Origin of the sequence: Alcaligenes aquatilis (assembly GCF_003076515.1) — a bacterium.
GTDB lineage: Bacteria > Pseudomonadota > Gammaproteobacteria > Burkholderiales > Burkholderiaceae_B > Alcaligenes > Alcaligenes aquatilis.
In genome coordinates, this window is the sequence record NZ_CP022390.1 from 1,433,796 (window position 1) to 1,459,622 (window position 25,827).

Annotated in this window: 23 protein-coding genes and 1 pseudogene; 16 read left to right on the plus strand and 8 right to left on the minus strand. The window is 57.0% G+C overall.

What is annotated here, in order from left to right:
• Positions 1–47: 47 nt before the first annotated feature.
• From CA948_RS06635 to CA948_RS06645, 3 genes and pseudogenes are all read right to left on the minus strand, one after another.
• A complete protein-coding gene (locus CA948_RS06635; protein WP_108727634.1) occupies positions 48–1,214 on the minus strand; it encodes a PDDEXK nuclease domain-containing protein in 1,167 nt (388 codons plus the stop codon).
• A pseudogene (locus CA948_RS06640) lies at positions 1,211–2,294 on the minus strand (tyrosine-type recombinase/integrase). The gene CA948_RS06635 and the pseudogene CA948_RS06640 overlap by 4 nt, the downstream one beginning before the upstream one ends.
• 403 nt (positions 2,295–2,697) lie before the next feature.
• Positions 2,698–2,940, minus strand: coding sequence for a hypothetical protein (locus CA948_RS06645; RefSeq protein WP_230017856.1), 243 nt, complete (start codon positions 2,938–2,940; stop codon positions 2,698–2,700).
• A 146-nt stretch (positions 2,941–3,086) separates the two neighbouring features.
• Between CA948_RS06645 and CA948_RS06650 the strand changes: the two genes are divergently transcribed.
• The 4 genes from CA948_RS06650 to CA948_RS06665 all read left to right on the plus strand — a co-directional run bounded on the left by CA948_RS06650 (position 3,087) and on the right by CA948_RS06665 (position 5,595).
• The gene (locus tag CA948_RS06650) at positions 3,087–3,749 is read left to right on the plus strand and encodes a dienelactone hydrolase family protein (protein WP_108727635.1); all 663 of its coding nucleotides are present in this window, start codon (positions 3,087–3,089) and stop codon (positions 3,747–3,749) included.
• Positions 3,750–3,755: 6 nt separating this feature from the next.
• On the plus strand, positions 3,756–3,980 hold the full coding sequence (locus tag CA948_RS06655; protein ID WP_094197028.1) for a DUF3820 family protein: 225 nt from the start codon (positions 3,756–3,758) through the stop codon (positions 3,978–3,980).
• Positions 3,981–4,078: 98 nt separating this feature from the next.
• Complete coding sequence (locus tag CA948_RS06660; protein WP_094197029.1) at positions 4,079–4,786, plus strand: glutathione binding-like protein; 708 nt, start codon at positions 4,079–4,081, stop codon at positions 4,784–4,786.
• Positions 4,787–5,103: 317 nt separating this feature from the next.
• The gene (locus tag CA948_RS06665; RefSeq protein WP_108727636.1) at positions 5,104–5,595 is read left to right on the plus strand and encodes an OsmC family protein; all 492 of its coding nucleotides are present in this window, start codon (positions 5,104–5,106) and stop codon (positions 5,593–5,595) included.
• A gap of 3 nt (positions 5,596–5,598) precedes the next feature.
• Here the strand turns inward: CA948_RS06665 and CA948_RS06670 are convergent, their stop codons facing one another.
• Positions 5,599–6,465: a pirin family protein gene (locus tag CA948_RS06670; protein ID WP_108727637.1), complete on the minus strand. Its 867-nt coding sequence runs from the start codon at positions 6,463–6,465 to the stop codon at positions 5,599–5,601.
• 79 nt (positions 6,466–6,544) lie between these two features.
• Between CA948_RS06670 and CA948_RS06675 the strand changes: the two genes are divergently transcribed.
• On the plus strand, positions 6,545–7,192 hold the full coding sequence (locus CA948_RS06675) for an alpha-ketoglutarate-dependent dioxygenase AlkB (RefSeq protein ID WP_094197032.1): 648 nt from the start codon (positions 6,545–6,547) through the stop codon (positions 7,190–7,192).
• A 10-nt stretch (positions 7,193–7,202) separates the two neighbouring features.
• On the opposite strand, the gene CA948_RS06680 is transcribed toward CA948_RS06675, so the two are convergent.
• On the minus strand, positions 7,203–7,991 hold the full coding sequence (locus CA948_RS06680) for a deaminated glutathione amidase (protein WP_108727638.1): 789 nt from the start codon (positions 7,989–7,991) through the stop codon (positions 7,203–7,205).
• A gap of 1,182 nt (positions 7,992–9,173) precedes the next feature.
• Between CA948_RS06680 and CA948_RS06685 the strand changes: the two genes are divergently transcribed.
• On the plus strand, positions 9,174–10,346 hold the full coding sequence (locus tag CA948_RS06685; protein ID WP_094197034.1) for an MFS transporter: 1,173 nt from the start codon (positions 9,174–9,176) through the stop codon (positions 10,344–10,346).
• A gap of 212 nt (positions 10,347–10,558) precedes the next feature.
• On the opposite strand, the gene CA948_RS06690 is transcribed toward CA948_RS06685, so the two are convergent.
• The gene (locus CA948_RS06690; RefSeq protein WP_094197035.1) at positions 10,559–11,755 is read right to left on the minus strand and encodes an MFS transporter; all 1,197 of its coding nucleotides are present in this window, start codon (positions 11,753–11,755) and stop codon (positions 10,559–10,561) included.
• A 96-nt stretch (positions 11,756–11,851) separates the two neighbouring features.
• Between CA948_RS06690 and CA948_RS06695 the strand changes: the two genes are divergently transcribed.
• The 3 genes from CA948_RS06695 (at position 11,852) to CA948_RS06705 (ending at position 14,156) form a co-directional block, all read left to right on the plus strand.
• Complete coding sequence (locus CA948_RS06695) at positions 11,852–12,616, plus strand: AraC family transcriptional regulator (protein WP_094197036.1); 765 nt, start codon at positions 11,852–11,854, stop codon at positions 12,614–12,616.
• Positions 12,617–12,644: 28 nt separating this feature from the next.
• Entirely contained in the window at positions 12,645–13,847 is a 1,203-nt protein-coding gene (locus CA948_RS06700) for a benzoate/H(+) symporter BenE family transporter (RefSeq protein WP_094197037.1), read from the plus strand.
• A 120-nt stretch (positions 13,848–13,967) separates the two neighbouring features.
• A complete protein-coding gene (locus tag CA948_RS06705) occupies positions 13,968–14,156 on the plus strand; it encodes a DUF3008 family protein (RefSeq protein ID WP_094197038.1) in 189 nt (62 codons plus the stop codon).
• Here CA948_RS06705 and CA948_RS06710 read toward each other — a convergent pair whose 3' ends face one another.
• Positions 14,157–14,915, minus strand: coding sequence for a LamB/YcsF family protein (locus tag CA948_RS06710; RefSeq protein WP_108727639.1), 759 nt, complete (start codon positions 14,913–14,915; stop codon positions 14,157–14,159).
• Positions 14,912–15,853: a LysR family transcriptional regulator gene (locus CA948_RS06715; RefSeq protein WP_094197040.1), complete on the minus strand. Its 942-nt coding sequence runs from the start codon at positions 15,851–15,853 to the stop codon at positions 14,912–14,914. The genes CA948_RS06710 and CA948_RS06715 overlap by 4 nt, the downstream gene beginning before the upstream one ends.
• 143 nt (positions 15,854–15,996) lie before the next feature.
• On the opposite strand from CA948_RS06715, the gene xdhA reads away from it, so the two are divergent.
• The 7 genes from xdhA (at position 15,997) to CA948_RS06750 (ending at position 25,665) form a co-directional block, all read left to right on the plus strand.
• A complete protein-coding gene (gene xdhA / locus CA948_RS06720; protein ID WP_108727640.1) occupies positions 15,997–17,490 on the plus strand; it encodes a xanthine dehydrogenase small subunit in 1,494 nt (497 codons plus the stop codon).
• On the plus strand, positions 17,490–19,817 hold the full coding sequence (gene xdhB, locus CA948_RS06725; protein WP_108727641.1) for a xanthine dehydrogenase molybdopterin binding subunit: 2,328 nt from the start codon (positions 17,490–17,492) through the stop codon (positions 19,815–19,817). Before xdhA ends, xdhB begins: the two co-directional genes overlap by 1 nt.
• Positions 19,814–20,782: a xanthine dehydrogenase accessory protein XdhC gene (gene xdhC / locus CA948_RS06730; protein WP_094197043.1), complete on the plus strand. Its 969-nt coding sequence runs from the start codon at positions 19,814–19,816 to the stop codon at positions 20,780–20,782. The genes xdhB and xdhC overlap by 4 nt, the downstream gene beginning before the upstream one ends.
• Positions 20,783–20,806: 24 nt before the next feature.
• The gene (gene guaD / locus CA948_RS06735; protein WP_108727642.1) at positions 20,807–22,132 is read left to right on the plus strand and encodes a guanine deaminase; all 1,326 of its coding nucleotides are present in this window, start codon (positions 20,807–20,809) and stop codon (positions 22,130–22,132) included.
• A 189-nt stretch (positions 22,133–22,321) separates the two neighbouring features.
• Complete coding sequence (locus tag CA948_RS06740) at positions 22,322–23,623, plus strand: methyltransferase family protein (RefSeq protein WP_230017845.1); 1,302 nt, start codon at positions 22,322–22,324, stop codon at positions 23,621–23,623.
• Between the two features lie 59 nt (positions 23,624–23,682).
• Positions 23,683–24,357, plus strand: a complete 675-nt coding sequence (locus tag CA948_RS06745; protein WP_108727643.1) for a response regulator transcription factor — start codon at positions 23,683–23,685, stop codon at positions 24,355–24,357.
• A gap of 33 nt (positions 24,358–24,390) precedes the next feature.
• Complete coding sequence (locus CA948_RS06750) at positions 24,391–25,665, plus strand: sensor histidine kinase (protein WP_159086125.1); 1,275 nt, start codon at positions 24,391–24,393, stop codon at positions 25,663–25,665.
• Positions 25,666–25,827 lie beyond the last annotated feature (162 nt).

The following is a 25,827-nucleotide window of genomic DNA, read 5'->3' on the forward strand; positions in this document are numbered from 1 at the left end:
CAGCCCGCGAGCCCGACGGCGGGACGCCGGGACGCCGGGACGCACAACTATAGTTTGTCGTCCTTGAGGGACAGCATTCCGCGAGCTTCGAGCAGCCGCCGCGTGTTCTCCAGTTCCTTTTGCAGCAGCTCGGCATCCGGCAACACCGTCCGGTAGTTGGCCGCCATTACCTTGGTCGGCAGACCATCCAGCGCATACCGCGCTAGGGCATGGCCTTTGTCGGCACAGAGGATCAGGCCCACGGGAGGATTCTCGTCCGGGTAGGCCCAATGCTCCTTGGCATAGTTGCAGTACATATGCATCTGTCCCACATCGGCATGGGTCAGGCTGCCCAGCTTCAAGTCAATGATGACCAGGCAGCGCAGCTTGCGATGGAAGAACAGCAAATCGACCCGATACCAAGTCTGGTCGATGCGCAACCGTCGTTGCCGCCCGACGAACGTGAAGCCTTCCCCGAGTTCCAGCAGGAAGTCCTCCAGCCGCTGGATCAAGGCCGCCTCCAGGTCGGATTCCGAATACTCGTCCTTGAGATCGAGGAACTCCAGCACATACGGGTCTTTGATGGCGTCATTGGGTGTGACGGCATCCTCGGGCTTGGCCACTGCCCCCTTGACCAGCATCGCCGCCTTGTCCTTGGACAAGGCGGTGCGTTCATAGAACTGGCTGCCGATCTGTCGATCAAGCTGGCGCACGCTCCAGCCACCGCGCAGCGCCTCTGTCTCGTAGAACTGACGGGCATGGTCATCCTTGACCGAAAGCAGCCGGACATAGGCCGACCACGGCAGAGTGAAGGCCTGGGCCAGTTCGGAGAGGTCGAATTTCCGAGACACCATCTCGGAATTGTCGGTGGGCAGTCCTTCTCCAGATTTCCGAGACAGTGTCTCGGAAATTGCCTCAAGAGGGTAAGCGACAAAGAAGCGCCGCATGTTCTCCAGGTTATCCGGGCTAAACCCGCGCCCAAAGCGCGCCGTAAGATCGGCGGACAACCGTGCCATCAACTGCTCGCCGTAACCAGCCCGCCGTCTGCCTTTCTGCTCGGCTTCGACAATCCTGCGGCCAATCTCCCAATAGCTGGCCGTCATCAGCGCGTTGACACTGCGCGCCGCTGCCTGGCGCGCCGCATCCAGCAGTTCCACGATGCCGCCGTGGATGCCGGCATAGCCGGCCGGTAAGGCAGCGGGTTTCCGCGCCGCCACGGGCGTCTTCCTTGTCATGCTGTCACCTCCATAGAACGGGATGCCCCCGTAATCACCAGCCGCCGATTCGCCACCAGTTCGGCCGCATCGCGCACCGGCTTGTCCTCGGTATGAACATAGAGCATAAACACCGCCACGGTCTTGTGACCTGTGAGCTTAATGCCCACCTTGGTCGGCACGCCCGAGTTGGCAATGTCGGTCGTCGCACGGTGGCGGATGCCATGCGTGCCGACGTGCGGTACACCAGCGGCCTTGAGTACGCGCGTCCAGCCGCCGCAGTGTTCGCCGTGGGTCATGTGCCGGGTCGGGTGATTCGGCGACGGCAGGACATAGGGGCAACCTTCCCGGCGCGGCGCTGTGGACAGCAGCCGATAGGCTTCCTCGCTCATGGGCTTGGAGATCCCCCCGGTCTTGCTGCCGGGCCAGACGACTCGGCGCTTTTCCAGATCAACCCACGCCCATTCGAGCGGGCAGATTTCAAAGCGGCGGGCGGCGAACTCGAATTGCAGACGGATCGCCAGGGGGATGACGTAGTTTTCCAGTCCTTCGGCTTCCAGCGTCTCTAACTGGCGGAAGATCCGCACCAGCCCATCGTCCACGATCAGCCGGGTTTCCTTGCCAGGTGGATACATCGGAACATGGCGGTACGGAGTCGTGCCGTCAGGGCGCAGCCCCCACACTTCGGCTAGGTTGAACATCTTGCGCAGCACGCCAAAGCTCTTGTTCGCCTCCGTCGGTTTGTAGGCCAGCTTCTTCATCAGCGCGGCCACGTCCGGGCGCTTCACGTCCTGCACCTTCATCCGGCCCATGATCGGGATGATGCAACGGTCGATGACGCCCTGATAGCCGCGCTGCGCGCTGGGCTTGTTGCGCTGTTTGGAGTAGTCCTCCATGAAGGTGTGGCAAAACTCCTTCATGGTCGGTGCCTTGCGGGCGGCGCTCGCCCGCGTTCGTGCGGTACTGGAGCATGAACACCTTGCGACCGGCCGGAGTAATCTTGCACAGGAAGCCGGGCACCACGGTATCTCGCAGTTCGATGGCCTTGTCTTGGGGGTGTACCGCATCAACTGCGGACTTGGTGAGCTTGATCTTCGCCATGATGGCTCCTCGAAAAGCCCGGTTTCCAAGAGCCGCATGGGAGCCACGCGAAGGGAAGCCGGGTCAAGTTTCGGAAAGCACCGGTATATATTGAACTCGCCTAAGTAATTGATAAACCTGCTGTATCGAGCCTTGGCGCAGTCCAGCGAATTGCGGTACTGGAGTCATCGTGAAACAAAAAAAACCCCCACGCTGCGCCTACGGCTTGCGCTCCACCTCGCGGCTTGTATGCCGCTCGAATTCGCTAGGCACACAGCAGTCCGCAATGGACTGCTGTGTGTCCAGGCTCATCCCCGAGGGGGAGGTTTCGCCGGAGGCGCCGAGCCTTGGGGCGGCACGGCGACAAAAAAACCATCGCTGGCAGCACGCCGCGATGGTTTTTCTCAAACGGTTTATCCCTGACTCAGGCGCTGGCTTTCGGCTTTTCGTAACAGACCGCAAAGGCAATCACGCCCAGCACAAGACTGAACATCCCCACACCCACTGCCACGGCAGCCACCAGGCCCAGACCAATTGCAATAAACACGCCGGGAAAGGCGTAGTTTCGCAACCAAGAAGGCTTCTTGGGAACAAGAAATAGCCCTAAAAACAAGAACCAGGGCATCACAATCGTCCAGAACAGACTGTCCATTAGCACGTCACGCATCATTATTCCATTGAAGTAGGAGGGGCTTGGGCGAGAGCTAGACACCCCCGCCGTTCTGGGTGGATTGTAAACGTCCTGAGGCTGGCCTCCCAGTATGGGCGACTGTTATAAAAGAGAATTATTGTTTTACAGCTAAAGGACACGCCATGAGTACGCTTAGCTTGACCAGCGCAGACCAGCACCGTTTCCAGGCCTATGCCGCAGGCGACGAAAAGGCCGAACGCGGCTTGATCGTGTTGCAGGAAATCTTTGGTGTGAATCAACACATACGCAACACCTGCGAGCGTTTTGCCGAGCAGGGCTACCGGGTCTTGTCTCCCGCCCTGTTTGATCGGCAGCAAAAGAATGTAGAACTGGGCTACACCGCCCAGGACGTGCAAGCCGGTCTGGCCCTGCGCAACGGCATTGCCCAGGATAAAACCCTGCTGGATATCCAGGCCTGCGTGGACGCCTTGGGTTCGCGCAAGATTGGCATTGTGGGGTATTGCTGGGGGGGCTCCTTGAGCTGGCTGGCCGCCTGCCGCGTGCAGGGTCTGAAAGCGGCCAGTTGCTGGTATGGTTCGCAGATTGCCCAGAACGCCCAGGAACAGCCCAAGATTCCGGTGCAAATGCACTTTGGTGCCCAGGACCACTCCATTCCCGCCAGTGCCATTCAGACGATCAAAGACGCTCAGAAGGAGGTGGCCATTTACGTGTATGAGCCTGCCGGTCATGGTTTTGGCTGCGACCACCGCCCTGACTTTCACGAGGCGTCCTACAAACTGGCTCAGGAACGTACACTAGCCTTCTTTGCCGAACATCTGCGTTAACCACCCATGCTTGAATCCAGCGACGACCTGCTTGCCCTGTTGAACACCACCATGCCTTATGGGAAATACAAAGGTCGCTTGCTGGCGGACCTGCCGGGGCATTATCTGAACTGGTTTGCCCGCGAAGGCTTTCCTTCCGGGCGGCTGGGTCAACTACTGGCCCTGATGCACGAACTGGATCATAACGGTCTGAAATCCCTGCTGGATCCCTTGCGCCCGCGTGGCCGGTAAGCAGACTAATACCTTACTGAAAAGCAGGCTGCGGCAGTCTATCGACAGCCCGCTTGCTACTATCAACACTTCCTCTACGCCCCATTGTGAAGGACGTCATGACCATCGATCTCTCTGCCTTTCCCATCACCCGCAAATGGCCCGCTCAGCACCCCGAGCATCTGCAACTGTATTCCTTGCCCACCCCCAACGGCGTCAAGGTTTCCATCATGCTGGAAGAAATTGGCCTGCCTTACGAGCCGCATCTGGTCAGCTTTGAGCGCAACGATCAGCTCAGCCCGGAGTTTATTTCGCTCAGCAGCAACAACAAGATCCCGGCCATTCTGGACCCCAATGGCCCCGGCAATAAGCCGCTGGCCCTGTTCGAATCCGGTGCCATCCTGATCTATCTGGCCGAAAAATCCGGTCAGCTCCTGTCGGTTGACCCAGCCCAGCGCTATGAAACCCTGCAATGGCTGATGTTCCAGATGGGGGGCGTCGGTCCCATGTTTGGTCAGCTAGGCTTCTTTCACAAATTTGCCGGCAAGGACTTTGAGGACAAGCGCCCTCGCGACCGCTATGTCAACGAATCCAAGCGTCTGCTGGGTGTGATCGACAAGCACTTGGACGGCAAGGACTGGATGGTGGGCAACCACTACTCTATCGCCGATATTGCCCTGTTCCCCTGGATTGCCAACCTGATTGGTTTTTACGGCGCAGGCGAGCTGGTGGAGTACGAGCAATTCAAGAACGTGGCTCGCGTTCTGCAACAATTCCAGGCCCGCCCGGCAGTACAACGCGGCCTGAATATCCCTGTTCGCGATTAATGGATAAGCAGCGCCAATCAATGCTTATAAGCCAATATGCAATAGCCCTGCTATCAAACTGGTCTTTTTTGTTTCGCTTGGCGCCAATCCGTACAATTGGCCTCCTAAACATTCTGCGCAAGCGGTACTATTCCGTTTGCCAGGCTTGCCCATCAATCAAAAAACCAGTCTGCTCATAGAGCGGATACAGGCAAATCCACCAGCCTGATGAGCAAGCCTTCAAAGCCCTGGATTCTTTCCAGGGCTTTTTTTTGTGTACGGTTTGGCGCCTTCGCTGCTACGCTTTTGGCTCCCTGCGACCTTGCCAGAACACCGCCATGAAAACGCACCACTATGAATTGTTGATCAACTGGACCGGCAACACTGGAAACGGCACCCATACACTCCGTTCCTACTCACGCAATCATGAGCTAAGCGCGGCCGGCCTTGACACTATTGCCGCCTCTTCAGACCCCGCCTTTCGAGGTGATCCGGACCGTTGGAACCCCGAGCAGCTTTTCCTGGCATCGATCGCTCAGTGCCATATGCTGTGGTATCTGGGACTGGCGGCAGAAGCCGGCATTGTGGTCACGGCCTATGAAGACCGCCCTGTTGGCAGCATGATCGAACAGGCCAACAGGGCCGGTCAATTCGAGAGTGTTACCTTGCGCCCACGTGTCACAATCACACCAGACAGTGACGCTGCCTTGGCCAAATCGCTTCATGATCGCGTGGGCGAATACTGTTTTATTGCCCGCTCGGTCAAAACCCCGATTGACCATGACGTCACGGTTCAGATACACGCCCCGAGGGCCCCGCAGCAGACATAACCATTACACTGCCGGCAAAGGAATGAACTGCTCATCATCCAACGGTGGCAGCTTGATTCGGCCATGGAGCCAATCGTCCTTGGCTTGCTCGATACGGTCCTTGCTCGAGGACACGAAGTTCCACCAGATATGGCGTGGCCCCAAAGGCTCACCGCCCAGCAGCATCAAGTGGCTGTTTTGCTCAGCAAGGATACGGGGGCTGTCGCCTTTGGCAAAGACCAGCATCTGACCGGCTCGATAGCGTTGTCCCCCCACTTCCAGCTCGCCCGCACAGATATAAATTGCGCGCTCTTCATGGCCGGTTGGCAAGGGTACGGACTGACCGCCTTGAACGCGCAACTCCATATAGAACAGGGGCGAGTCCACACTAACAGGACTAGACAAACCCAGCGCCGAACCGGCAATCAGGCGGCCTTCCAGGCCTATGTCCTGAATCAGGGGCAATTGCTCGGCTTCGTAATGCACAAAGTCCGGGTTCTGTTCTTCTTTGTGTTCCGGCAAGGCCACCCAAGCCTGGATCCCATCCATGCGGCCGCCTTGCGTGCGCATGGGTTCAAAACGCTCGGAGTGACTAATACCTGAACCGGCGCTCATCCAATTCAGCGCGCCCGGCGTAATGTCCTGTTCCACGCCCAGACTGTCACGATGCGTCATGGCCCCTTCAAACAAATAGGTGACGGTAGACAGGCCGATATGCGGATGTGGCAGCACATCGTTTTCCGTTCCTACCGGTGCCCTCAGCGCTTGCGGCCCCATGCGATCAAAGAAGATAAAAGGCCCCACCATACGCCGTTGGCGAAAAGGCAAAACGCGCCCCACCTCAAATGCTCCAATGCTGTGCTGACGTTGTGGAATAAGTAGCTCGACCATAGACACCTCTACTGGAAAGTCACACACATACAATCCCGATTACTATACTCTGGTCCCTGATTGGTTCGCCCACTCTCGCATGTCCACACTCTCACTCTTCGATCCCGTTCCCGGCCATGTGCTGACTCTGGATACCGGCCTGATAGCCCTGCCTGGTTTGGCCTTGCCCTACGCCTGCGCCTTGGCACAGGCCATTCAAGAACTGCTGCACAGCGCCCCCTGGCGACATATGCAGGTTCCATCAGGACATCGCATGTCGGCTGCACAAAGCAGTTGTGGCGTTTTGGGTTGGACATCGGACGAGCACGGCTACCGCTACAGTCCTACAGACCCGCAAACAGGTTTGGCCTGGCCAGCTATGCCTGCTGTATTCAAGGATTTGCTAACGCACATTGCCCAGGAGTCGGGCCAAGGCCCTTTTCAGGCCGATACCTGCCTGATCAATTACTACGATGAGCAGGCGCATATGTCCTTGCATCAGGACAAAAACGAGCGCGACTTGCAGCACCCGATTATCTCGGTGTCCCTGGGACGTGAAGCCTTGTTTTTATGGGGTGGCGCAAAACGCAGCGACCCGGTGCGTACCCTGCGTCTACGCGATGGCGATGTGCTGGTCTGGTGGGGGCCATCCAGACTGAATTTCCATGGGGTGCGCAGACTGGAAGGCCCGGCCCATCCACACTGGGGCTCGGGCCGGGTCAATCTGACCTTCAGAAAAGCAGGCTAAGCGGGTGTAATCAACCCAGTTCGGGCGGTGCAAAACGACGGTTTTCCAGCACGGGCAAAATCCGGCGAGCATACGCCAGACGCTCCCGATCCAGATCCACCAACAGCAGGGCCGGTGCCTCTGCCGCCTGGGCCACGATCACGCCCAAAGGATCCACCACCAGACTTTGGCCGATATTGCGTTCGCCACATTCCCCCACGGCTACCATATAGGCCGTGTTCTCCAAAGCACGCGCCGTCGTCAGCACACGCCAATGGTGCTCTTTCAACGGTCCTTTCAGCCAGGCCGAAGGCGCCAGCAAGACTTGAGCCCCATCCACGCACAAGCGTCTGGCCAGTTCAGGAAAACGCAGATCGTAGCAAGTCATCAAACCGACCTTGAAACCGGCCACATCAATCAAGGCAGGGATTTCAGTGCCCGGCTGGACATAGCGCGACTCCTGCACCGAAAAGGCATCATACAAATGGAGCTTGTTGTAATGCGCCAGCACCTGACCATCACGCAGCACCACCAAGGTATTCCAGACCTTACCTTCCCCTGCCGGCGTATGAATGCAAAACACCACGGTCAAATCGGTATCGCGGGTCGCAACGCTCAGGCGGCTGACAAATTCCCCGTCCAGGGTCTGCGCGGATTTCAGGACCACTTCGGGGTCGGCCACATTTCTGGCCAGCACACCCTCAGGCAACACCAATAACTGCGCATCAGACCGTAAGGCCTGTTCGATCAACCCCAAGCATGCGCTCAGGTTTTCCTGCGAATCTCTGGATACGGCCATCTGGCCCAATGCAACTTTCATGACCACCTCCTTGAGTATGCTGCCTAAATGATTCTAACGCAGCACCCCGGCTTGGCCAGCCAGCAGTCCGAGCATACAAAGGGTTCACCTGGTGATCAAACGTAAAACAACACTTTGCCCTTCTGTATCACTGATATGTTTGCCTATCGCTCCCTTCCCAGCATGTAAAAAAAAGACATGAATTGAAATTAAAAAACAGCTCATATTTTCGTCAATACCCCAAATGCGTTTAACCACACTAAACAAGTTAGACGAATTCAAGAACATTCCAGTAAGACTTTCCGCTTAATTAAGCGACTGAACAAGCAAACAATACAATAGCTTGCCGACCTGCAAGCTACGCTTTGGGAGCTTATCTACACAACTTGCATTCTTCCCTCATGAACTTGAATTGGATTCAAGCAAGAAGCTCGGAACACAATACTTCCTGCCAAGCAAATCCTTAAAAACCATCAAATATATGATAATGAGATATAAAAAATAATCATATTTACAATGTCATAAAAGATATACAAACAGGCAAAATTACTCTTTCATTAAGCCGGACAAAAATGGCAGAAATTAGGGTTAGTCTTGATACAGTCTGGAAATTATCTGCTTTACTCCCTTCAAGGGATCGCTTAACCTTGACAATTTATGACCGGACATAATCAAAAAATCAACTTATCCTGGATAAGCCAATAAATCAAAGAAAGAGAAAATCAGCTTAAAAAAAATGGGCCTGCTGCAAACATGCACAGGCCCACTCTTTAATTCCTAACACCACCCAATCGCCTGAAAAAAGGCATTGAGCCAGGGCTGAATGCCGCTTCGACATTAGACCGTCAATGTACCAATGATTGAAACTCAAAATAAGTAAAACAAAAAAAACCCCCGATTTCTTGCAAAATCAGGGGAAAGCTACCACAGGAAAATGATTGGATACAAAACACCCAATACCGTGATTCTATATAAAAAATATAAAAAAATCTCTATACGTTGCTTCGGACTAACGCTGTAGATCATTAAATTAATTTGTGCTAGGACGTAATAAAAACTAAAAATTTAAAAAGAACTTCAATACCCTGCAGTTACATAACCTTATTCAAGCTCTAGAAATCTTGAGCCAGACACCAGGACTGCGTGACAATAAGGCCTCTTACGGGTGGACGTGCCACCCCTCTTGTTTCTCAGGCTTTTATCTTGTCTTCATCACACGACTCTTTATCCCCACGCCAGGTTCTGCTGGCGATTCTGGCCTTGGCAGTGGGTGGTTTTTCCATCGGTACGGGCGAATTTGTCATCATGGGTTTGCTGCCTGATGTCGCCCAGGATCTCGGTATCGATATTCCCACTGCGGGCCATTTAATCAGCGCTTATGCGCTGGGCGTGGTTATCGGCGCGCCAGTGTTAGCTGTGCTCGGGGCGCGCTGGCCTTGGCGACGCCTCTTGATTGCCTTGATGGGCGCCTACGCCATAGGCAATTTTCTGACCGTCATCGCCCCCAGCTATGAAACCGTGTTAGTCACCCGCTTTTTGGCAGGCTTTCCACATGGCACTTACTTTGGTGTTGCGGCTCTGGTGGCCGCCCGTTTGGTGCCGCCCCATCGCCGCGCACAGGCGGTGGCCTATGTCATGCTGGGATTGACCGTCGCCACCTTATTAGGTGTACCCATTGCGACCGCTTTGGGCCAATGGCTGAGCTGGCAGGCGGCCTTTACTTTTGTCAGCATCATTGCCCTGATCACCATGGCACTGGTGCTGCGGTTTGTGCCTTTTGTCCCTCCCAATACCTTGGCCAGTCCCTTGCGCGAGCTAGGCGCCCTGAAACGCAAGCAAGTCTGGTTGACTCTAGGTATAGGCGCAATTGGCTTTGGCGGCATGTTCTCGGTATTCAGCTATGTGAAATCCACGCTGATGGAGCTGGCCGGGCTGTCAGCAAGCGCCATTCCCGTTGTACTGGCTCTGTTTGGGGTCGGTATGATCTTGGGTAATCTGCTGGGCGCACGCTATGCTGACCGCTATCTGGATCGCAGTATCCGTCTGGTGCTGATCTGGGCAACCGGTGTGCTGCTCTTGTTCATGATTACGGCCCACCACCCTATTCTTGGCCCTTTGAATATCATGCTGATCGGCACCTTGGTGGCTTTGGGTCCAGCCTTACAAATTCGTTTAATGGACGTGGCCGGAGATGCCCAAACACTGGCTGCTGCCTTGAATCACTCCGCCTTCAATATGGCCAATGCCTTGGGAGCCTGGTTAGGCGGCCTGACGATTGCGGCTGGTTGGGGCTGGACCTCCACCGCCTGGGTCGGCGCCCTGCTGGCATTGGGCGGCTTGGGCCTGCACACCCTTTCACTGCGCATCAAAGAATAAGGACAGAAATTGCCCCCAAAGCAATGGGCGTCGCTATATAGCTACAACAACGTCAAGACAGGCAAACTTGCTACTTCCCAATAGCCGTGGCAGAACAAGCAATCCGCCAGTCGTCCCCAAAAAAAGGCCTGTGATTGCAAGAATCTCGCAATCACAGGCTTTTTTTCAACCCTCTCTCGACGAACCAGCTCTTTACGGCTTACAAATTCGGCTCAAGCCTTACCAGTCAATGCAGGGCGGGCCGCCAGCCAACCGGCATAGCTCATTGCGAAACTGACCAAAATACACAAGCCCAGAGCCCAGCCCCAGCTATCGAACAGATCATGCAAGCCGCCCATGGCGGGCGGACCAAAGGCAGCCAGCAAATAGCCCATGCATTGCGCCATTCCTGACAGGGACGCCGCCTGCGAAGTGGAGGTCGACCGCACGCCGATCAAGGCCAGGGCAATCAAGAACACGCTACCGCTACCGATGCCAAACAGGACCGCCCACAGCAGAGACCAGGACGGCAAGACCAAAAAACCCACAAAGGTCAGGGTCTGCAACAAGGCGCCGGCCAAGGCAACGGCACGCTGATCATGCAAACGACTGAGCACAGGCATGAGCAGCAAGGCGGGAATGGCCGTCGCCAGCTGCATCAAACCGTGAATCTGGCCGGCATGATCCGCTTCAAAACCATAATTGACCAACATCACAGGCAACCAGCTAGCAATCATGTAGTAAGCCACCGAGTTCAAACCCATATACAAGGTGATGTGCCAAGCCAGGGGCAAGCGCCACACTGACACGCTGCTGGCAGCCGCGGCTGGTGCACGTTGAGCCGCACGGCGATCCGCTCCCAGTTGGGTGGCCCACACCGCGACACTGGCCAGTGCCATGACACCCACCACAATCAGGGACGACCAGCGCCAGCTTTGGCCTGTCCACTCTGCCATTGGCACGGCCATCGCAGAGTTGAAAGCCGCCACCAGGCCCATAAACAGCACATACAAAGAGGTCATGAAGCCAATACGCAGGGGGAAATGGCGTTTGACCAGGGACGGCAAAAGCACATTACCCAGTGCAATCCCGATGGCCAGCAAGCCGATACCGGCGAACAGTTCCGTCGTGCCCCCCAGGACGCGTACCACCACGCCAATGGCGATCAGCACGGAAGCAATAAACAGGGAACGGGACAGCCCCACCTTACGGGCGATGGAGGCAGCCAGCAATGAGACCACGGCAAAGATGAACAAAGGCATGGCGGTCAACAACCCAGCCTGTGTCGAGGACAAGGACAGGTCGGCCTGGATCAGCTCCAGCAAGGGGGCTATCCCCGTAATCGGAGCCCGCAGACTGCCGGCGATCAGCAAAACACCGATCAGCACCAGCAAGGGATGGGAGAGCCAGGAAGGTCGAGCAAGGGACATAACAGGCAGTTAGTAGGTGAAAACCCTAGTCTATCTTGTTTCATACTCGGCGCGAACAGGATATTATGACAACTTATACCTCAAACCAGACAAACCATGAGTTTTAGCACCAATCCTCAGGGCGGACCTGTCTTCAGCATCAAAATGGAGATGGGCAGTACGACCGAAAATCCACTGCACACCCATCCCAATGGGCAGTTGATCATGACGCAATATGGCTCCGTCACTCTGCAAACTGACCAGGGCTACTGGATGGTGCCACCGCTGTGTGCCGTCTGGGTACCTGTCGGGATTCGTCATCGCGCCCGCGCCGACGATCAGGCGCTGATTCATTTCCTGTACATACAGCCCGGCCTGGATCAATTGCCGGATCACTGCTGCACCCTGGATTTGAGCCCCATGGTGCGCGAAATGATTATTCATTTAAGCGATCTGAATGCTGACTACGAACCGGGTAGCCAAACGCACAGACTGGCCTTGGTCCTTTTGGAAACCCTGAATCAGATGCCTAGCCGCCAATTGCATGTGCCTGTGCCCGAGGACAAGGTCTTGCAAACGATTGCACAGCATATGCAGCAACAGCCTGACGCACGTCCCACGATGGCCGACTGGGCCAAAGCGCTGGCCATGAGTGAGCGCACCCTGGCCCGACATATGCTAAAACACACAGGGATGAGCTTTGGGCGCTGGCGTCAACAATTCATGATTATGCTGGCCCTGCAAAAACTGGGTTCGGGAATGTCCGTAAAGAGCACGGCCAGGGAATTGGGTTACACCTCTATCAGTGCCTTTATCAGTGTTTTCAAATCTATTTTGGGCGAAACCCCCAGCCGTTATATAAGCCAAACCTATTCTTCTTGAGCCTCTACGACCCTCACCACACGCATCCATGTCCTCCACACACCTGTCCCGCCCCGGGTCTCTGCAGCGCTTATTAAGTTGGTTTCAGATCTCTCATATGTCGGCGGGGCTGATTGCCGTGCTGGTAGGCTATACCAGCTCCGCTGCCATTGTTTTTCAGGCAGCGCAGGCGGCCGGAGCCAGCACTGCCGAGCTGGGTTCCTGGATGTGGTCTTTGGGTATTGGTTTGGGCCTGCTGTCGGCAGGTCTTTCACTACGCTACAAGATTCCGATTCTGACCGCCTGGTCCACCCCCGGCGCCGCACTGCTGGCCACCGGCCTGCTTGGCCTGCCCATGTCTCAGGCAGTGGGTATTTTCCTGTTTTCGTCTCTGCTGACCACAATTTGCGGTCTTAGCGGCAGCTTTCAAAAGCTGATGCAGTACATGCCGCGCAGTATTGCCGGCGCCATGCTAGGCGGCATCTTGCTGCGCTTTGGCCTGGACCTGTTTGGTGCCATGCAGACTCAGTGGTTGCTGTGCCTGAGCATGTTCATCGTGTTCCTGGTGGTGCGCCAGTGGTCGCCCCGCTATGCCGTGCCTCTGGCACTGGTAGCCGGTGTCACGATTGCCGCCCTGCAAGGTTTGCTGAAAATGGATATTTTGAGCTGGACGCCTGCAACGCCGGTACTGGTCTGGCCCGAGTTTTCCTGGACTGCCCTGATCGGTGTCGGCATTCCGTTTTTCATCGTGACCATGAGCTCGCAGAACATTCCAGGCGTGGCCGTGTTGAAAGCCCATAATTACGATGCCCCTAACTCCACCGTCATCAGTTGGACCGGGATTGTCGGCCTGATCTTTGGCCCCTTCGGTGGCTATGCCTACAATCTGGCCGCCATTAGCGCCGCCCTGTGCATGACGCCGGAAGTGGATGCAGACCCGCGTCAGCGCTATCGTGCCAGTGTCTGGGCCGGTATTTTCTATTTTGCCGCCGGTATTTTTGGTGCCACTGTCGTCAGCCTGTTTGCAGCCTTCCCCACAGAATTGATTGCCGCCATCGCGGGTCTGGCCTTGCTGGGCACGATAGGCAACAGCATTCACATGGCATTGGAGGCTCCGGATACTCGTGACGCGGCGCTGGTCACCTTTTTGACTACCGCCTCGGGCATGAGCCTGCTCAATATCGGCAGCGCTTTCTGGGGCCTGGTTTTTGGTATGGCTATGTATCTGATTCAGAAACGAAAAGTGTCCTGAACTGGCGATTTCCCCGATCTTTGTTCAAGACGGCAAACAAGCTTCACATTTGCTTGCTTGGCCGTCCTGTTCATTTGGCACACTACAGGCGTGACCACTTTTCTCTAACGGAGGTGCTTCATGCCCGCTTTATCTCAAGCTCAACAAAAAGCCGCCGGCGCTGCTTTGTCCGCCAAACGAGGAGAGACTCCCGTATCCAGCCTGAAAGGGGCGTCGATAGAAATGTATAAAACGCTCAGTGAAGGTGAGTTGGAAGAACTGGCCAGCACCGATACCGCGCGCCATAAGCTGCCTGAACGCAAATCCTGATCAGACAGCCTGAACGCGCACACCACTTTGTTTGAAGGCCTGATGCAAACGCTGCGCGAATTCGGCCGCACCGGCCTGATCCCCATGCAGACACAGGGTATCGGCCGACAAAGGCACCGTTTTACCTGACAAGCTGGTAACGGTGCCTTGCTCTATCATTTGCATGACTTGCTGCACGGACTGTTCGGCATCGGTAATCATGGCGCCAGCTTGCTGACGGGGTGTCAGACTGCCATCGTCCTGATAGCTGCGGTCGGCAAACACCTCTTGTGCCACCGTCAGGCCCGCATCACGCCCGGCCTGCACCTGCACACTGCCTGCCAGCGCATACAGAATCAGGCTGCGATCAATATCGGCTACCGCCTGGGCAATGGCTTTTGCCAATGCCGCATCGCGGGCGGCCATATTGTAGAGCGCGCCATGCGCCTTGACGTGATGCAGGGCGGCACCCTGTGTGCGGGCAACGGCAGCCAAGGCCCCCACCTGCACCACCACCATGTCATAGACCTGCTCGGGGGTAACCGCCATTACCCGCCGACCAAAACCTGCCAGATCTGGCAGACCGGGGTGGGCACCCAGCTTCACGCCATGGCTTAGCGCCAAGGCCACCGTCTGACGCATCGTGCCAGGATCGCCGGCATGAAAGCCGCAGGCGATATTGACCGACGTCACCCACGGAATCACCTGCTCATCATGGCCCATAACCCAGGGGCCAAAGCTCTCGCCCATGTCGCAGTTCAAATCAATACTCAAGCTCATGGAGTTCCCTCTGATAATCCATCCAACCTGCCGGCGGCCTGGGCAATGCAACGCCTGAACCACAGCAGCTCTGCCGCATTATGCGTGCGCGGATGCCACAACTGGTAAAAACGCATCAGTGGAAAGTGAACCGGGCAAGGCAGAACCGTAATCGGCAGAATGCGGGCATAGTACTCGGCAAACTGGCGGTTAGTGGTAAATACCATATCCGTGCGGCTCAAAATGCCAGGCACCAGACCGAAATACGGCACTACCATCTGTACATGACGGCTGATGCCCTGCTCGGCCAAGCAGCCATCAATAAAGCCGCGCTTGTCCGTCACATGAGCTGAAGGGGCCAGATGCGGCATTTCCAGATAATGCTGCAAGGACAGGCCACGCTGCGCCAGCGGATGATGACGGCCCAGCATACAGACCACCTCGTCATCAAACAGGCGCGCCAGATGCAGCTTTTCCGGAGGCTCCAGCCAGTTGCCGATCACCACGTCCAGTTCGCCCTCCTCCAGGGCCTGCACGTAGTCCAGATCCGGGTTGATGGTATGGACCACCAAGCGGGCCTGCGGTGCCTGACGACGCACCCGCTCCGCAATATCCGGGATAAAAGCACCGTCCAGATAGTCCGGTGCCCCCAGGTTGAAAACCCGAGTAGACTGACTGGGATCCATGGGTTCCGCGCTAGCAGAAATTCGCTCGATCGCTTGCAAGGCTTCCGTAGCATGAGCCAGCAAAAAGGGACCGCGCTCGGTAGGCACCATTCCCTTTTTACCGCGCAACAAAATCGGATCGCCCGTGATTTCGCGCAAGCGCCGCAAGGCATTACTGACGGCTGGCTGGGACATGCCCAAGCGGATAGCCGTACGCGAGACGCTGTGCTCTTTGAGCAGCGACTGCAATACCCGCAGCAAATGCAGATCTAGTTGTTCTCGTAATTTTGGCATGGTCTCAATAATACAAGCGCTGGCCCGCGCCGTTGATCCGTGTAGACACTCATACGCCTATATAGTGAACATCATTCCAAGCAAATGTTCGCGTCCTAAGCAAATGCTATCTTCGATCCGTAAAAAACCAGTCGAGTGAGATCATGGAGACAAGACCAATTCGTTTTATTTATCGCGGCGAAGTACAGGAAGTGGCCCAAGCCCCGACCACGCGAACCGTTTTACAGTATATCCGTGAGGATCTGCACTGCACCGGCACCAAAGAAGGCTGTGCCGAAGGTGATTGCGGCGCCTGCACGGTCATGATTGGCGAACTGGACCAGAACAATCAACTGCAATTACGTGCCGTCAATGCCTGTATCCAGCTACTGCCTACGCTCGATGGCAAGGTGCTCTACACCATTGAAGATCTACGCCAGGACGATGGCACCTTGCACCCTGTACAGCAAGCCATGGTGGACTGGCACGGCGCCCAATGCGGCTTTTGTACGCCCGGCTTCATCATGTCGCTGTGGGGTCTGTACATGACGCACTCACCTGAAAACGGCCCGGTTTCCCGAGAACAGATCGACGATGTGCTCTCGGGCAATCTGTGCCGCTGTACCGGCTACCGCCCCATTATTGATGCGGCCAAGGCCATGCACAGCTACCCGGCAGTCAGCATGGATCGCCAATCCATTGAAGACAAGCTGCGTGCCATTCGTCAGGACGGCATGCTGGCCTATGAATATCAGGGTCAGACCTTCCACGCCCCCCGCACCCTGGACCAGTTGGCCCAATTGCGCGAGCAATATCCGCAAGCCCGCATTCTGGCTGGCAGTACCGATATAGGCCTGTGGGTGACCAAGCAATTCCGCGATCTACCGCATCTTATTTATATCGGCCAAGTCGTTGAACTGCGCAAGCTGAAAACCACCGAGGACGATCTTTACATTGGTGCAGGCGTGTTGCTGAACGACGCTTTTGATGCCCTGATCAAAGACCACCCCGAATTGACGGAACTGCGCCAGCGTTTTGCCTCCTTCCCTATTCGCAACGCCGGTACTTTGGGCGGTAACGTGGCCAACGGTTCGCCTATTGGTGACTCCATGCCGGCCCTGATTGCCATGCGCACTCGTGTCGTGCTGCGCAAAGGTGGGCTTGAGCGCGTCATGCCTTTGGAAGACCTGTATCTGGCCTATCAGAAAACCGCCATGGAACCGGGCGAGTTTGTACAAGGCCTGCTGGTCCCACGCCACAAGGGCCAATGGCAATTTCGCACCTACAAGCTGTCCAAGCGGTTCGACCAGGACATTTCTGCCGTGTGCGCCGCCTTTGCGGTGGAGCTGGATGGCAAAATCGTCAAACAGGCCCGCATCGCCTTTGGTGGCATGGCCGCCACTCCAAAACGTGCCAGCCACGCCGAGCAGGTGCTACAAGGCCAGGAATGGAACGAGGAAAACGTACAGGCTGCCATGCAGGCACTCCAGCAGGACTACCAGGCCCTGAGCGACATGCGTGCCAGCAGTGAATACCGCAACCAAAGTGCGGCCAATTTGCTGTACCGCTTCTTCCTGGAAACCCACCCTGAACACGCTTTGAGTCCCGCCCAGTTGAATGTCTTTCACCGAGCTCAAGCCAGCCTGGAGACTTTGTGATGAAAATTGACAGTATCGACCACCTGAACACCGCCACGGCGCAACGCGTCGGCGTGTCCTTTTTGCACGAATCGGCAGACTTGCACGTGAGCGGCACCGCCACGTATACCGACGATTTACCCGAATTGCAGGGCACAGCCCACATTGCGCTGGGCCTGTCGGAGAAAGCCCATGCCCGTTTGCTGGAAGTGGATCTGGACGCCGTGCGCCATGCACCCGGCGTCATTGCCGTGCTAACCGTTGCGGACATTCCCGCCGCGAATAATTGTGGCCCGATTCTGCATGACGACCCGATTCTGGCCGATGGCGTGGTGCATTACTTTGGTCAGCCCATTTTTGCGGTGATCGCCAAATCCCACGACCAGGCACGCCGTGCCGCGCGTCTGGGCAAGATCAGCTATGAAGAGTTGCCTGCCATCCTGACTCCGCAAGAGGCCAAGGCGGCCAATGCCGGTGTTCTGCCCTTGATGAGCCTGAAACAAGGCGACGCCAAGAAAGCGCTGGAATCGGCACCGCACCGTCTGCAAGGCACATTCCAGTGCAATGGTCAGGAACAGTTTTATCTGGAAGGTCAGATTTCCTACGCTGTGCCCAAGGAATACGGCGCCGTGCATATCTGGTGCTCCACGCAGCATCCTTCGGAAATGCAGCAGTTGGTTGCCCACTGCCTGGGCGTTGGCGCACACAAGGTTCACGTGGAATGCCGTCGCATGGGCGGCGGTTTCGGCGGCAAGGAATCCCAATCGGCCCTGTACGCCTGCGTGGCCAGTATGGCCGCCGTCAAGTTACAACGCCCCATCAAGCTGCGTCTGGATCGCGACGACGACTTCATGATTACCGGCAAGCGTCACGGTTTCTACTACGAATACGATATTGGCTACGACGACGAAGGCCGCCTGCTGGGCGCCCGTCTGGACATGACCGCCAACTCGGGCTTTTCTGCCGACTTGTCCGGCCCGGTGGCAACCCGCGCCATCTGTCACTTTGACAATGCCTACTACCTGTCTGATGTAGACATGAGCGCGCTGTGCGGTCGCACCAATACCCAATCCAACACGGCCTTCCGAGGCTTTGGTGGACCGCAAGGGGCTTTGGTGATGGAAGTGGCACTGGACACCATTGCCCGCCGTCTGGGCAAAGATCCACTGGATGTGCGCCGCATTAACTTCTACGGAAAAGAAGACCGCAATGTGACGCCGTACGATCAAACCGTGGTCGATAACATCATTCACGAACTGGTGGCCGAGCTGGAAGAGACCAGTGAATACCGGCAGCGCCGTGAACACATTCGTCAATTCAATGCCAGCAGCCCAGTTCTGAAAAAGGGGCTGGCACTGACGCCGGTGAAATTCGGTATTTCCTTTAACGTGCCCGCCTTTAACCAGGCCGGTGCTCTGGTTCACGTCTATCGTGACGGCACCGTCCTGGTAAACCACGGTGGCACGGAAATGGGCCAGGGCCTGAACACCAAGGTGGCCCAGGTGGTTGCCCATGAGCTGGGCCTGAATCTGGAGCATATCCGGGTCACGGCCACCGATACCACCAAAGTAGCCAATACATCGGCCACCGCCGCCTCTACCGGGACCGACTTGAACGGTAAAGCCGCTCAGGATGCGGCCTACCAGATTCGCCAGCGCCTGACGACAGTGGCGGCCCAGCTGTTCTCGGTTGAAGAATCCAACGTGAAGTTCGAGCGCGGTCAGGTCCAGATCGGTGACCAGACCATGCCCTTCTTCCAACTGGTTGAGCACGCCTATCAGGCCCGTGTCCAGCTATGGTCCGATGGTTTTTATGCCACCCCTGGCCTGCACTGGGACTCTAAAGTCATGAAGGGTAACCCCTTCTACTATTTTTCCTATGGTGCTGCCGTCGCTGAAGTTCTGATCGACACCCTGACCGGAGAATCCCGTCTTTTGCGTGCCGACGTGCTGCACGATGTCGGCAAATCCATCAATCCGGCCCTGGATATTGGCCAGGTTGAGGGCGCCTTTATTCAAGGCATGGGCTGGCTGACGACGGAAGAGCTAGTATGGAACGCCCAAGGCAAGCTCACCACGCATGCGCCGTCAACCTACAAGATCCCGGCCATCAGCGACTGCCCCATAGACTTTCGCGTCAATCTGTTCGATGGCCACAACGCCATGGATTCGATTCACCGCTCCAAAGCCGTGGGCGAGCCGCCCTTGCTGCTGCCCTTTTGCGTGTTCAACGCAATCCGCGATGCGGTCGCCAGCGTAGGAAACTACCAGATCGAGCCAGAGCTGAACGCTCCCGCGACTGCCGAAGCCGTCATGCGAGCAGTTGCGACTATTCGTCAAGCGAAATGAGTAGCTGGCCCTCTCTTGCCCTCGCCCGCCTGAAAGCGGGTGAGCGGCTGGTTTTGTGCTCGGTGGCCTTGGCAAAAGGCTCCACCCCGCGCACCGCTGGCACCGCCATGCTGTTCAGTCAAACAGAGCAATGGCTGACCATTGGTGGCGGCCACCTGGAATGGGTGGCGGCGGAGCAGGCACGCGTCATGCTCAGCCAGTCCTCCGGCCCCAACTGGAGCCTGAGCCGTCTGCCGCTAGGCCCCAGTCTGGGCCAATGTTGCGGCGGGGTGGTTACTTTGCTGTACGAAACTCTGGATGCGTCAGACTTGGGCTGGCTGGAAGAACTGGACAACACCGTGCGGGCCGGTCAGGCGACCAGCCGCCGTTCGCAATTGCTCTCGGACGGTAACAAGCAGGTTGATATTCAAAGCCCTTCGATTGTGGACGAGTCCCGACTGGACTACGACGGCTCGCAAGGCGTCTGGATGGAAGACCTGCCGCCCCCACCCCTGACCATTCTGCTGTTTGGGGCTGGTCACGTGGGCGAGGCCTTGGTGCAGATTCTGGGCACCCTGCCATGCCAGGTTCTATGGATTGACGAGCGCCCCGAGCTATTTCCCGCCCAGGTACCCAGCAATGTCAGCCTGGAAATTACCGACATCCCCGATGCCCTGATTGAACAAGCACCAAGCAATAGCTATTTTCTGGTAATGACGCATAATCACGGCCTTGATTTGGCGCTGTGCCAAAAGATCTTGCGCCGCCCCGATACCGCCTATGTGGGCCTGATCGGTTCCATGACCAAACGCCGTCAATTCGAGCGCCGCCTGCAACAGCGCGGTATGCCCGAATCCCGTATTCAGGAACTGATCTGCCCCATTGGCGTGCCAGATATCAAGGGCAAGGCCCCTTCGATTATTGCCGTGGCTGTCGCCGCCGAATTGCTGGCCCACGCCTATGAAATGGGCCAGCTCAGTCGCTGATGCGACCTCGACTTCTAGGACACTATGACTACCTCTTTACACTCCGCCTGCGCCTACCGTGCCCAACTGCTGTACTTTGTTGCAGACCCCGCCACACTGGAAGATCCTTCCGAAGCCGTGCGCTACCACAGTGATGGTCTGTTGCTGGTCAACGAGCAAGGCCAGATTCAGGCCTGTGGCGACTGGGCCGAACTGTCGCGCAGCCTGCCTGCCGGTACAAAAACCGTGGATCTGAGCGGGAAAATCATCATGCCGGGCATGATCGATACCCACCTGCACTTCCCGCAAACCGACATTATTGCCTCCCCTGCCAGCGGCCTGCTGCCTTGGCTGGAAACATATACCTTCCCGACTGAGGGCCGTTTTGGCGATAGCGACCATGCCCGCGAAGTAGCTGGCGTGTTTCTGGACGAATTGCTGCGCAACGGCACGACCACCGCTCTGGTCTACGGCAGTGTGCACCGTCAATCCGTGGATGCCTTCTTTGAAGAAAGCCACGAGCGCAATCTGCGCATGATTGCGGGCAAGGTCATGATGGACCGCAACTGCCCGGACTATCTGCAAGATACCGCCGAGTCGGGCGCACGCGACTCGGAAGACCTGATCAAGCGCTGGCACGGCAAGGGCCGCCAATTGTACGCATTGACCCCCCGTTTTGCCCCTACCTCCACCCCGGAACAATTGGCCGCTTGTGGTGAACTGGCCCGCGCCTATCCCGATGTCTTTCTGCAAACCCACGTGGCAGAAAACAAGGACGAAATCAAATGGGTGAGCGAGCTGTTCCCCAAGAACCGCAGCTATCTGGACGTATATGACAGCTTTGGCCTGCTGCGCCCCCGTGCTATTTACGGCCACAGCATCTGGCTGGATGAGCAAGACCGCGCCCGCATGCACGATACCGGCAGTATCGCGGCCCACTGCCCCACGTCCAATCTGTTCCTGGCCTCCGGCCTGTTCGACTTCCAGTCCATTCGCCACAGCAAGGTGCTGCACACCCTGGCCACCGACGTGGGCGGCGGTACGTCCTTCTCCATGCTGCGCACCATGAACGAAGCACACAAGGTAGCCCGTCTGAACAATTACCACCTGACCGCCGCATCCATGTTCTATATGGCCACCGAAGGCGCTGCCCACGCGCTGGACATGCAAGGCCAAATCGGTACGCTGGCTCCGGGTGCCGAGGCCGATTTTATTGTGATGGATCCCAAGGCAACGCCCTTGATGGCGCGCCGCAGCACCATGCTGAACTCGCTGGAAGAGCAACTGTTCGTACTGGCCCTGCTGGGTGACGATCGTTGCATTCAAGCCAGCTACAGCGCAGGCCGCTGTGTGCATCAGCGCGATCACTAAAGCAGACCCAAAAACGCATGCCCGGCTTCTATCCTCCCCCCATGACTGAAGCCGGGAACGAGTTTTCTTCCTTATCGGCCCGCCAAAGCACATTACGATTTCACGCGGATTTTACGCTGCCAACGATACATTGAGCCCGTCAGCAGAGAACCAGTTCCGGTTCCCTCGAATTCTTGGCGAGATTTCTTTATGTCCGGCACATCTATTCAGGTGCAGCGCAACGCTTTGTTCTACCTGTTAACCCAGGTTCTGGGGGTCACTTTCTTGTTTCTCTGGTTGGCCAGCCTGACTCAGGACTGGTCACCGCTTAACCCCTTGCTGGCTATCAGCCATCAGCCCGGCCATATGGCCCATGAAATGAAAGAGGCGCAAGGCTTGTTGACCGGCCTGATTGCCGCCGCCGGACTGTCATTTGCCGCTTGGAAACTGTTGCGTTTGCGTGGACAGGATGCCGTGGCAGGCAAGCGCATCATGCTGCTCGGCACCGCCCTGTTCCTGGCCGTTCCCTTGCTGATGCTGATGTTGCAGCGCTCTGCCTCCTCCTACGGACTGCCGTCCATGTACCTGTCGATACCCGAAATCAAACCCTTGCTGGGTGTGGGGGCAGTCGTAGCGGTGGGAGCCGGTCTACTGCATTTGTACTTTGCAGGCTGGGCCTTGAACCAGTCCCGCCTGCGCTGGGGTGGCCTGTTGGCAGGCCTGCTGTGCGCGTTCTTGCTGGGCTTGCTGGAAACCGACCAAGAACGTCTCGATCTGCCGCAGGTCTTTGCCTCGCTGGCCATTGTCTGGTTGTTAGGCAGCTTGGCCTTCTATCCGCTGATTGTGAACCCCAAACGCTGGTCTGCTTCCCATAGCAAGCGCGCCACCGTCGCACAGGCCTGGGAACATCTGGCCAGCATTCAGGTACAGCGTCGTCGAACCTTGGGGGTGTTTGGTGGCCTGATGGTCGTGATTCTGCCTTTCTTTGCCCCCACCTGGGCCAGCGATTCGCTGGTCTTTCAATTCACCCGCATGGCCGGTCTAGGTCTGGTGCTGATTGCCGTCCTGGGCCGTTGCTGGTGTATGTTGTACCTGGGTGGGCACAAAGGCTCCAGTCTGATCAGCCAAGGCCCCTACTCCATCAGCCGCAACCCGCTGTATCTGTTCTCACTTTGTGCTGTCACCGGCATGGGCGCACTATCTGGCAGCCTGCTGCTTGGTCCCGTGTTGGCACTATTTGTCTACGCCGTCTTCAATAATGTGATCGACGAAGAGCAGGTTTTGCTGCAAAAGGTTTTTGGCCAGGATTATCAGGACTACTGCCAGCGCGTCCCTCGTCTGGCCCCACGCCTGAGCCTGTGGAACAGCCCAGATGAGCTGCGTGTGTCCCTGACAGGTTTGGCCCGTACCCTGCGCGACGCCTTGCCCTACTTCCTGATCTGGCCCGTCTTTGCCCTGGCTCAGTGCTTGCAGATAAATGGCTGGGTACCCGTACTTCTGCGTCTACCCTGATCGCTCCCAAGTGCAGTAAGCTGAACAAGAACTGTCCCAACCCTGTGGAACAAGCTGTCATGCGTGTCCTGATTGTTGAAAACGATACCACCATTGCCGAAAATCTTTATACCTATCTGGAGCTGAAAGGCTTCGTGGTGGATGCCGCCTACGACGGCAATGGTGCGCTGACACTGCTGCAAGAGCAGGATTTTGATGCGCTGGTACTGGATCTGGGCCTGCCCGGTCTGGATGGCTTCGGTGTCCTCCAGGCCCTGCGCCAATCCAAACAAACGCCCATCCCCACGTTAGTCCTGACGGCTCGCAGCCAGCTCGAAAGCAAACTCACCGCCTTTGACCTGGGAGCCGACGACTATCTGATCAAACCCTTTGCTCTGGCCGAAGTCGAGGCGCGGCTACGCGCCCTGATGCGTCGTGGCCCACCACAAGTACAGCACGGTTCGCTACATTGGGGCAGTCTGGAATACAACCTGGATACGGCGCTGGTCAGTGTGGATGGACAAGAGCTGCACCTGAGCTTCAAAGCCCGCCAGTTGCTGGAAGCCTTGTTACGCGACCCGCAAGCCATTCTGACTCGCCGCTCTCTGGAAAAAACACTGTGGCCTCAGGGTGCGCCTTCACCCGAGGCCTTGCGCAGCCAAATCCATCTCTTGCGCCGTGCTCTTTCCGAAGCAGGTGCAGGTACCGTCGAAACCTTGCCTGGTATGGGCTGGCGCTTGCAACAGGAGAGTTAAGAGATGGCCAAAGCGCCACGCCGAAGCCGCTTCATGAGCACCCTCACCCAGCGCGTGTCCTGGGCCCTGACCCTGATTGCCGCCTTGTTGGTCATCATCATGGGTGGGCTGGCCTATGTGGCCTTTGCACGCATGGAAGACGAGATGGTCAATGCCATGCTGATCTCCTACGCCCGCAACCCTAGCCTCTTGCCCGATAGCGCCTACAACCGTAGCGAAGCCTTGGGGGCAGAACTGGACAGCTACTGGTTCCTGCCAGGCCAAACCCTGGAAAACCTACCTGAATTTGCCCGCGTCCCCAGACCGGGGATTTACGAGTTCCATATAGGCAGCGATACCTGGCACGTACTGCGCCAGGATAAAGAGCAAGGGCAACTGTATCTGGTGTATCGCGCCACCCCTCACGAAGACCGGGTGCGCGAGTTTGGTCTGATTCTGCTCCTGATCGGTTCTGCCACGATTTTGCTGGTGTTTTTGCTCGGACGCCGGGTCGCTCGCCACGCCGTGGCTCCCATGCTGACCCTGTCCCGTCACCTGGAAAACTGGGCACCTGGGCGCTCCGGCCTGCCCGAGCACCAGGACGATGAGGCTGGACGTCTGATCCGGGCCTTTAATCGCATGCAGGAGCAGGTTGAAGAACTGCTGACTCATGAACGCGAGTTCGCCGCTAATCTGGGCCATGAACTCCGTACAGGGCTCACCGCCATACGCAGTGATTGCGAGCTTTTGTTGCTGCAACTGCCCGAAGGCCCACAACAACAGCGTCTACAACGCATGATGACGCAAGCCGATGCGGTCACCGCCAGTCTGGATGCCGCCGAAAGCCTGGCCTATACCGCAGAGCGCCATGTGCGCGAGGTGGACGTTCACGAACTGGCTCAACAAACCTGGCAGGCCGTCGCCCTGCTGGATGCGAATAGCCACCAAGTACGCTGGAGCAACTTGGTGCCCGACACCTTGCTCTACACCCTGGACCCCTATGCCCTGTCCATGCTGCTGCGCATCCTGATGCGCAACGCCATCGACCATGCCGCACCCTGCAAACTACAACTGAGCTGGATTGCGCCCTCCGTCCTGGCTTTGCAAGATGACGGCCCCGGCATCGCCAAGCAAGATCAAATTCTGATTTTTGAGCGCCATTTCAGCCAAGGCAAGCAACTGCCCACAGGACTGCGTGCAAAGGGCCACAGAGGCATCGGACTGGCACTGGCCCGCCAACTGGCGCTGGCTCAAGGCTGGAGCTTGAGCGTACAAGGTGGACCGAACGGCACAGGCTGCGTATTCAAGCTGGATCTGGATCCGTCATGATCTTCTGAAACAGCAAGGTCATCTATGCTAACAGCGTCGTCCAAAGCAATAAAACTCATTGCGACAGGCAAGTCTAAAGAACAAGTAAGCTTTTATCGAGCGCAAGGCCCAACCCTTGAAAAGACATTTCAAAAGGCAGGTCACTGAGCACAAAAAAAACCC

What these genes read in the sequence shown, in the direction of transcription:
- CA948_RS06745 (WP_108727643.1), top strand. Translation starts at nt 23,683, where the DNA reads ATGCGTGTCCTGATTGTTGAAAACGATACCACCATTGCCGAAAATCTT.
- xdhB (WP_108727641.1), top strand. Translation starts at nt 17,490, where the DNA reads ATGAAAATTGACAGTATCGACCACCTGAACACCGCCACGGCGCAACGC.
- CA948_RS06710 (WP_108727639.1), bottom strand. Translation starts at nt 14,915, where the DNA reads ATGAGCTTGAGTATTGATTTGAACTGCGACATGGGCGAGAGCTTTGGC.
- CA948_RS06670 (WP_108727637.1), bottom strand. Translation starts at nt 6,465, where the DNA reads ATGGTCGAGCTACTTATTCCACAACGTCAGCACAGCATTGGAGCATTT.
- CA948_RS06700 (WP_094197037.1), top strand. Translation starts at nt 12,645, where the DNA reads ATGTCCTCCACACACCTGTCCCGCCCCGGGTCTCTGCAGCGCTTATTA.
- CA948_RS06695 (WP_094197036.1), top strand. Translation starts at nt 11,852, where the DNA reads ATGAGTTTTAGCACCAATCCTCAGGGCGGACCTGTCTTCAGCATCAAA.
- CA948_RS06715 (WP_094197040.1), bottom strand. Translation starts at nt 15,853, where the DNA reads ATGCCAAAATTACGAGAACAACTAGATCTGCATTTGCTGCGGGTATTG.
- CA948_RS06740 (WP_230017845.1), top strand. Translation starts at nt 22,322, where the DNA reads ATGTCCGGCACATCTATTCAGGTGCAGCGCAACGCTTTGTTCTACCTG.
- CA948_RS06655 (WP_094197028.1), top strand. Translation starts at nt 3,756, where the DNA reads ATGCTTGAATCCAGCGACGACCTGCTTGCCCTGTTGAACACCACCATG.
- xdhA (WP_108727640.1), top strand. Translation starts at nt 15,997, where the DNA reads ATGGAGACAAGACCAATTCGTTTTATTTATCGCGGCGAAGTACAGGAA.
- guaD (WP_108727642.1), top strand. Translation starts at nt 20,807, where the DNA reads ATGACTACCTCTTTACACTCCGCCTGCGCCTACCGTGCCCAACTGCTG.
- CA948_RS06660 (WP_094197029.1), top strand. Translation starts at nt 4,079, where the DNA reads ATGACCATCGATCTCTCTGCCTTTCCCATCACCCGCAAATGGCCCGCT.
- CA948_RS06690 (WP_094197035.1), bottom strand. Translation starts at nt 11,755, where the DNA reads ATGTCCCTTGCTCGACCTTCCTGGCTCTCCCATCCCTTGCTGGTGCTG.
- CA948_RS06680 (WP_108727638.1), bottom strand. Translation starts at nt 7,991, where the DNA reads ATGAAAGTTGCATTGGGCCAGATGGCCGTATCCAGAGATTCGCAGGAA.
- CA948_RS06705 (WP_094197038.1), top strand. Translation starts at nt 13,968, where the DNA reads ATGCCCGCTTTATCTCAAGCTCAACAAAAAGCCGCCGGCGCTGCTTTG.
- CA948_RS06645 (WP_230017856.1), bottom strand. Translation starts at nt 2,940, where the DNA reads ATGCGTGACGTGCTAATGGACAGTCTGTTCTGGACGATTGTGATGCCC.
- CA948_RS06675 (WP_094197032.1), top strand. Translation starts at nt 6,545, where the DNA reads ATGTCCACACTCTCACTCTTCGATCCCGTTCCCGGCCATGTGCTGACT.
- CA948_RS06665 (WP_108727636.1), top strand. Translation starts at nt 5,104, where the DNA reads ATGAAAACGCACCACTATGAATTGTTGATCAACTGGACCGGCAACACT.
- xdhC (WP_094197043.1), top strand. Translation starts at nt 19,814, where the DNA reads ATGAGTAGCTGGCCCTCTCTTGCCCTCGCCCGCCTGAAAGCGGGTGAG.
- CA948_RS06650 (WP_108727635.1), top strand. Translation starts at nt 3,087, where the DNA reads ATGAGTACGCTTAGCTTGACCAGCGCAGACCAGCACCGTTTCCAGGCC.
- CA948_RS06750 (WP_159086125.1), top strand. Translation starts at nt 24,391, where the DNA reads ATGAGCACCCTCACCCAGCGCGTGTCCTGGGCCCTGACCCTGATTGCC.
- CA948_RS06635 (WP_108727634.1), bottom strand. Translation starts at nt 1,214, where the DNA reads ATGACAAGGAAGACGCCCGTGGCGGCGCGGAAACCCGCTGCCTTACCG.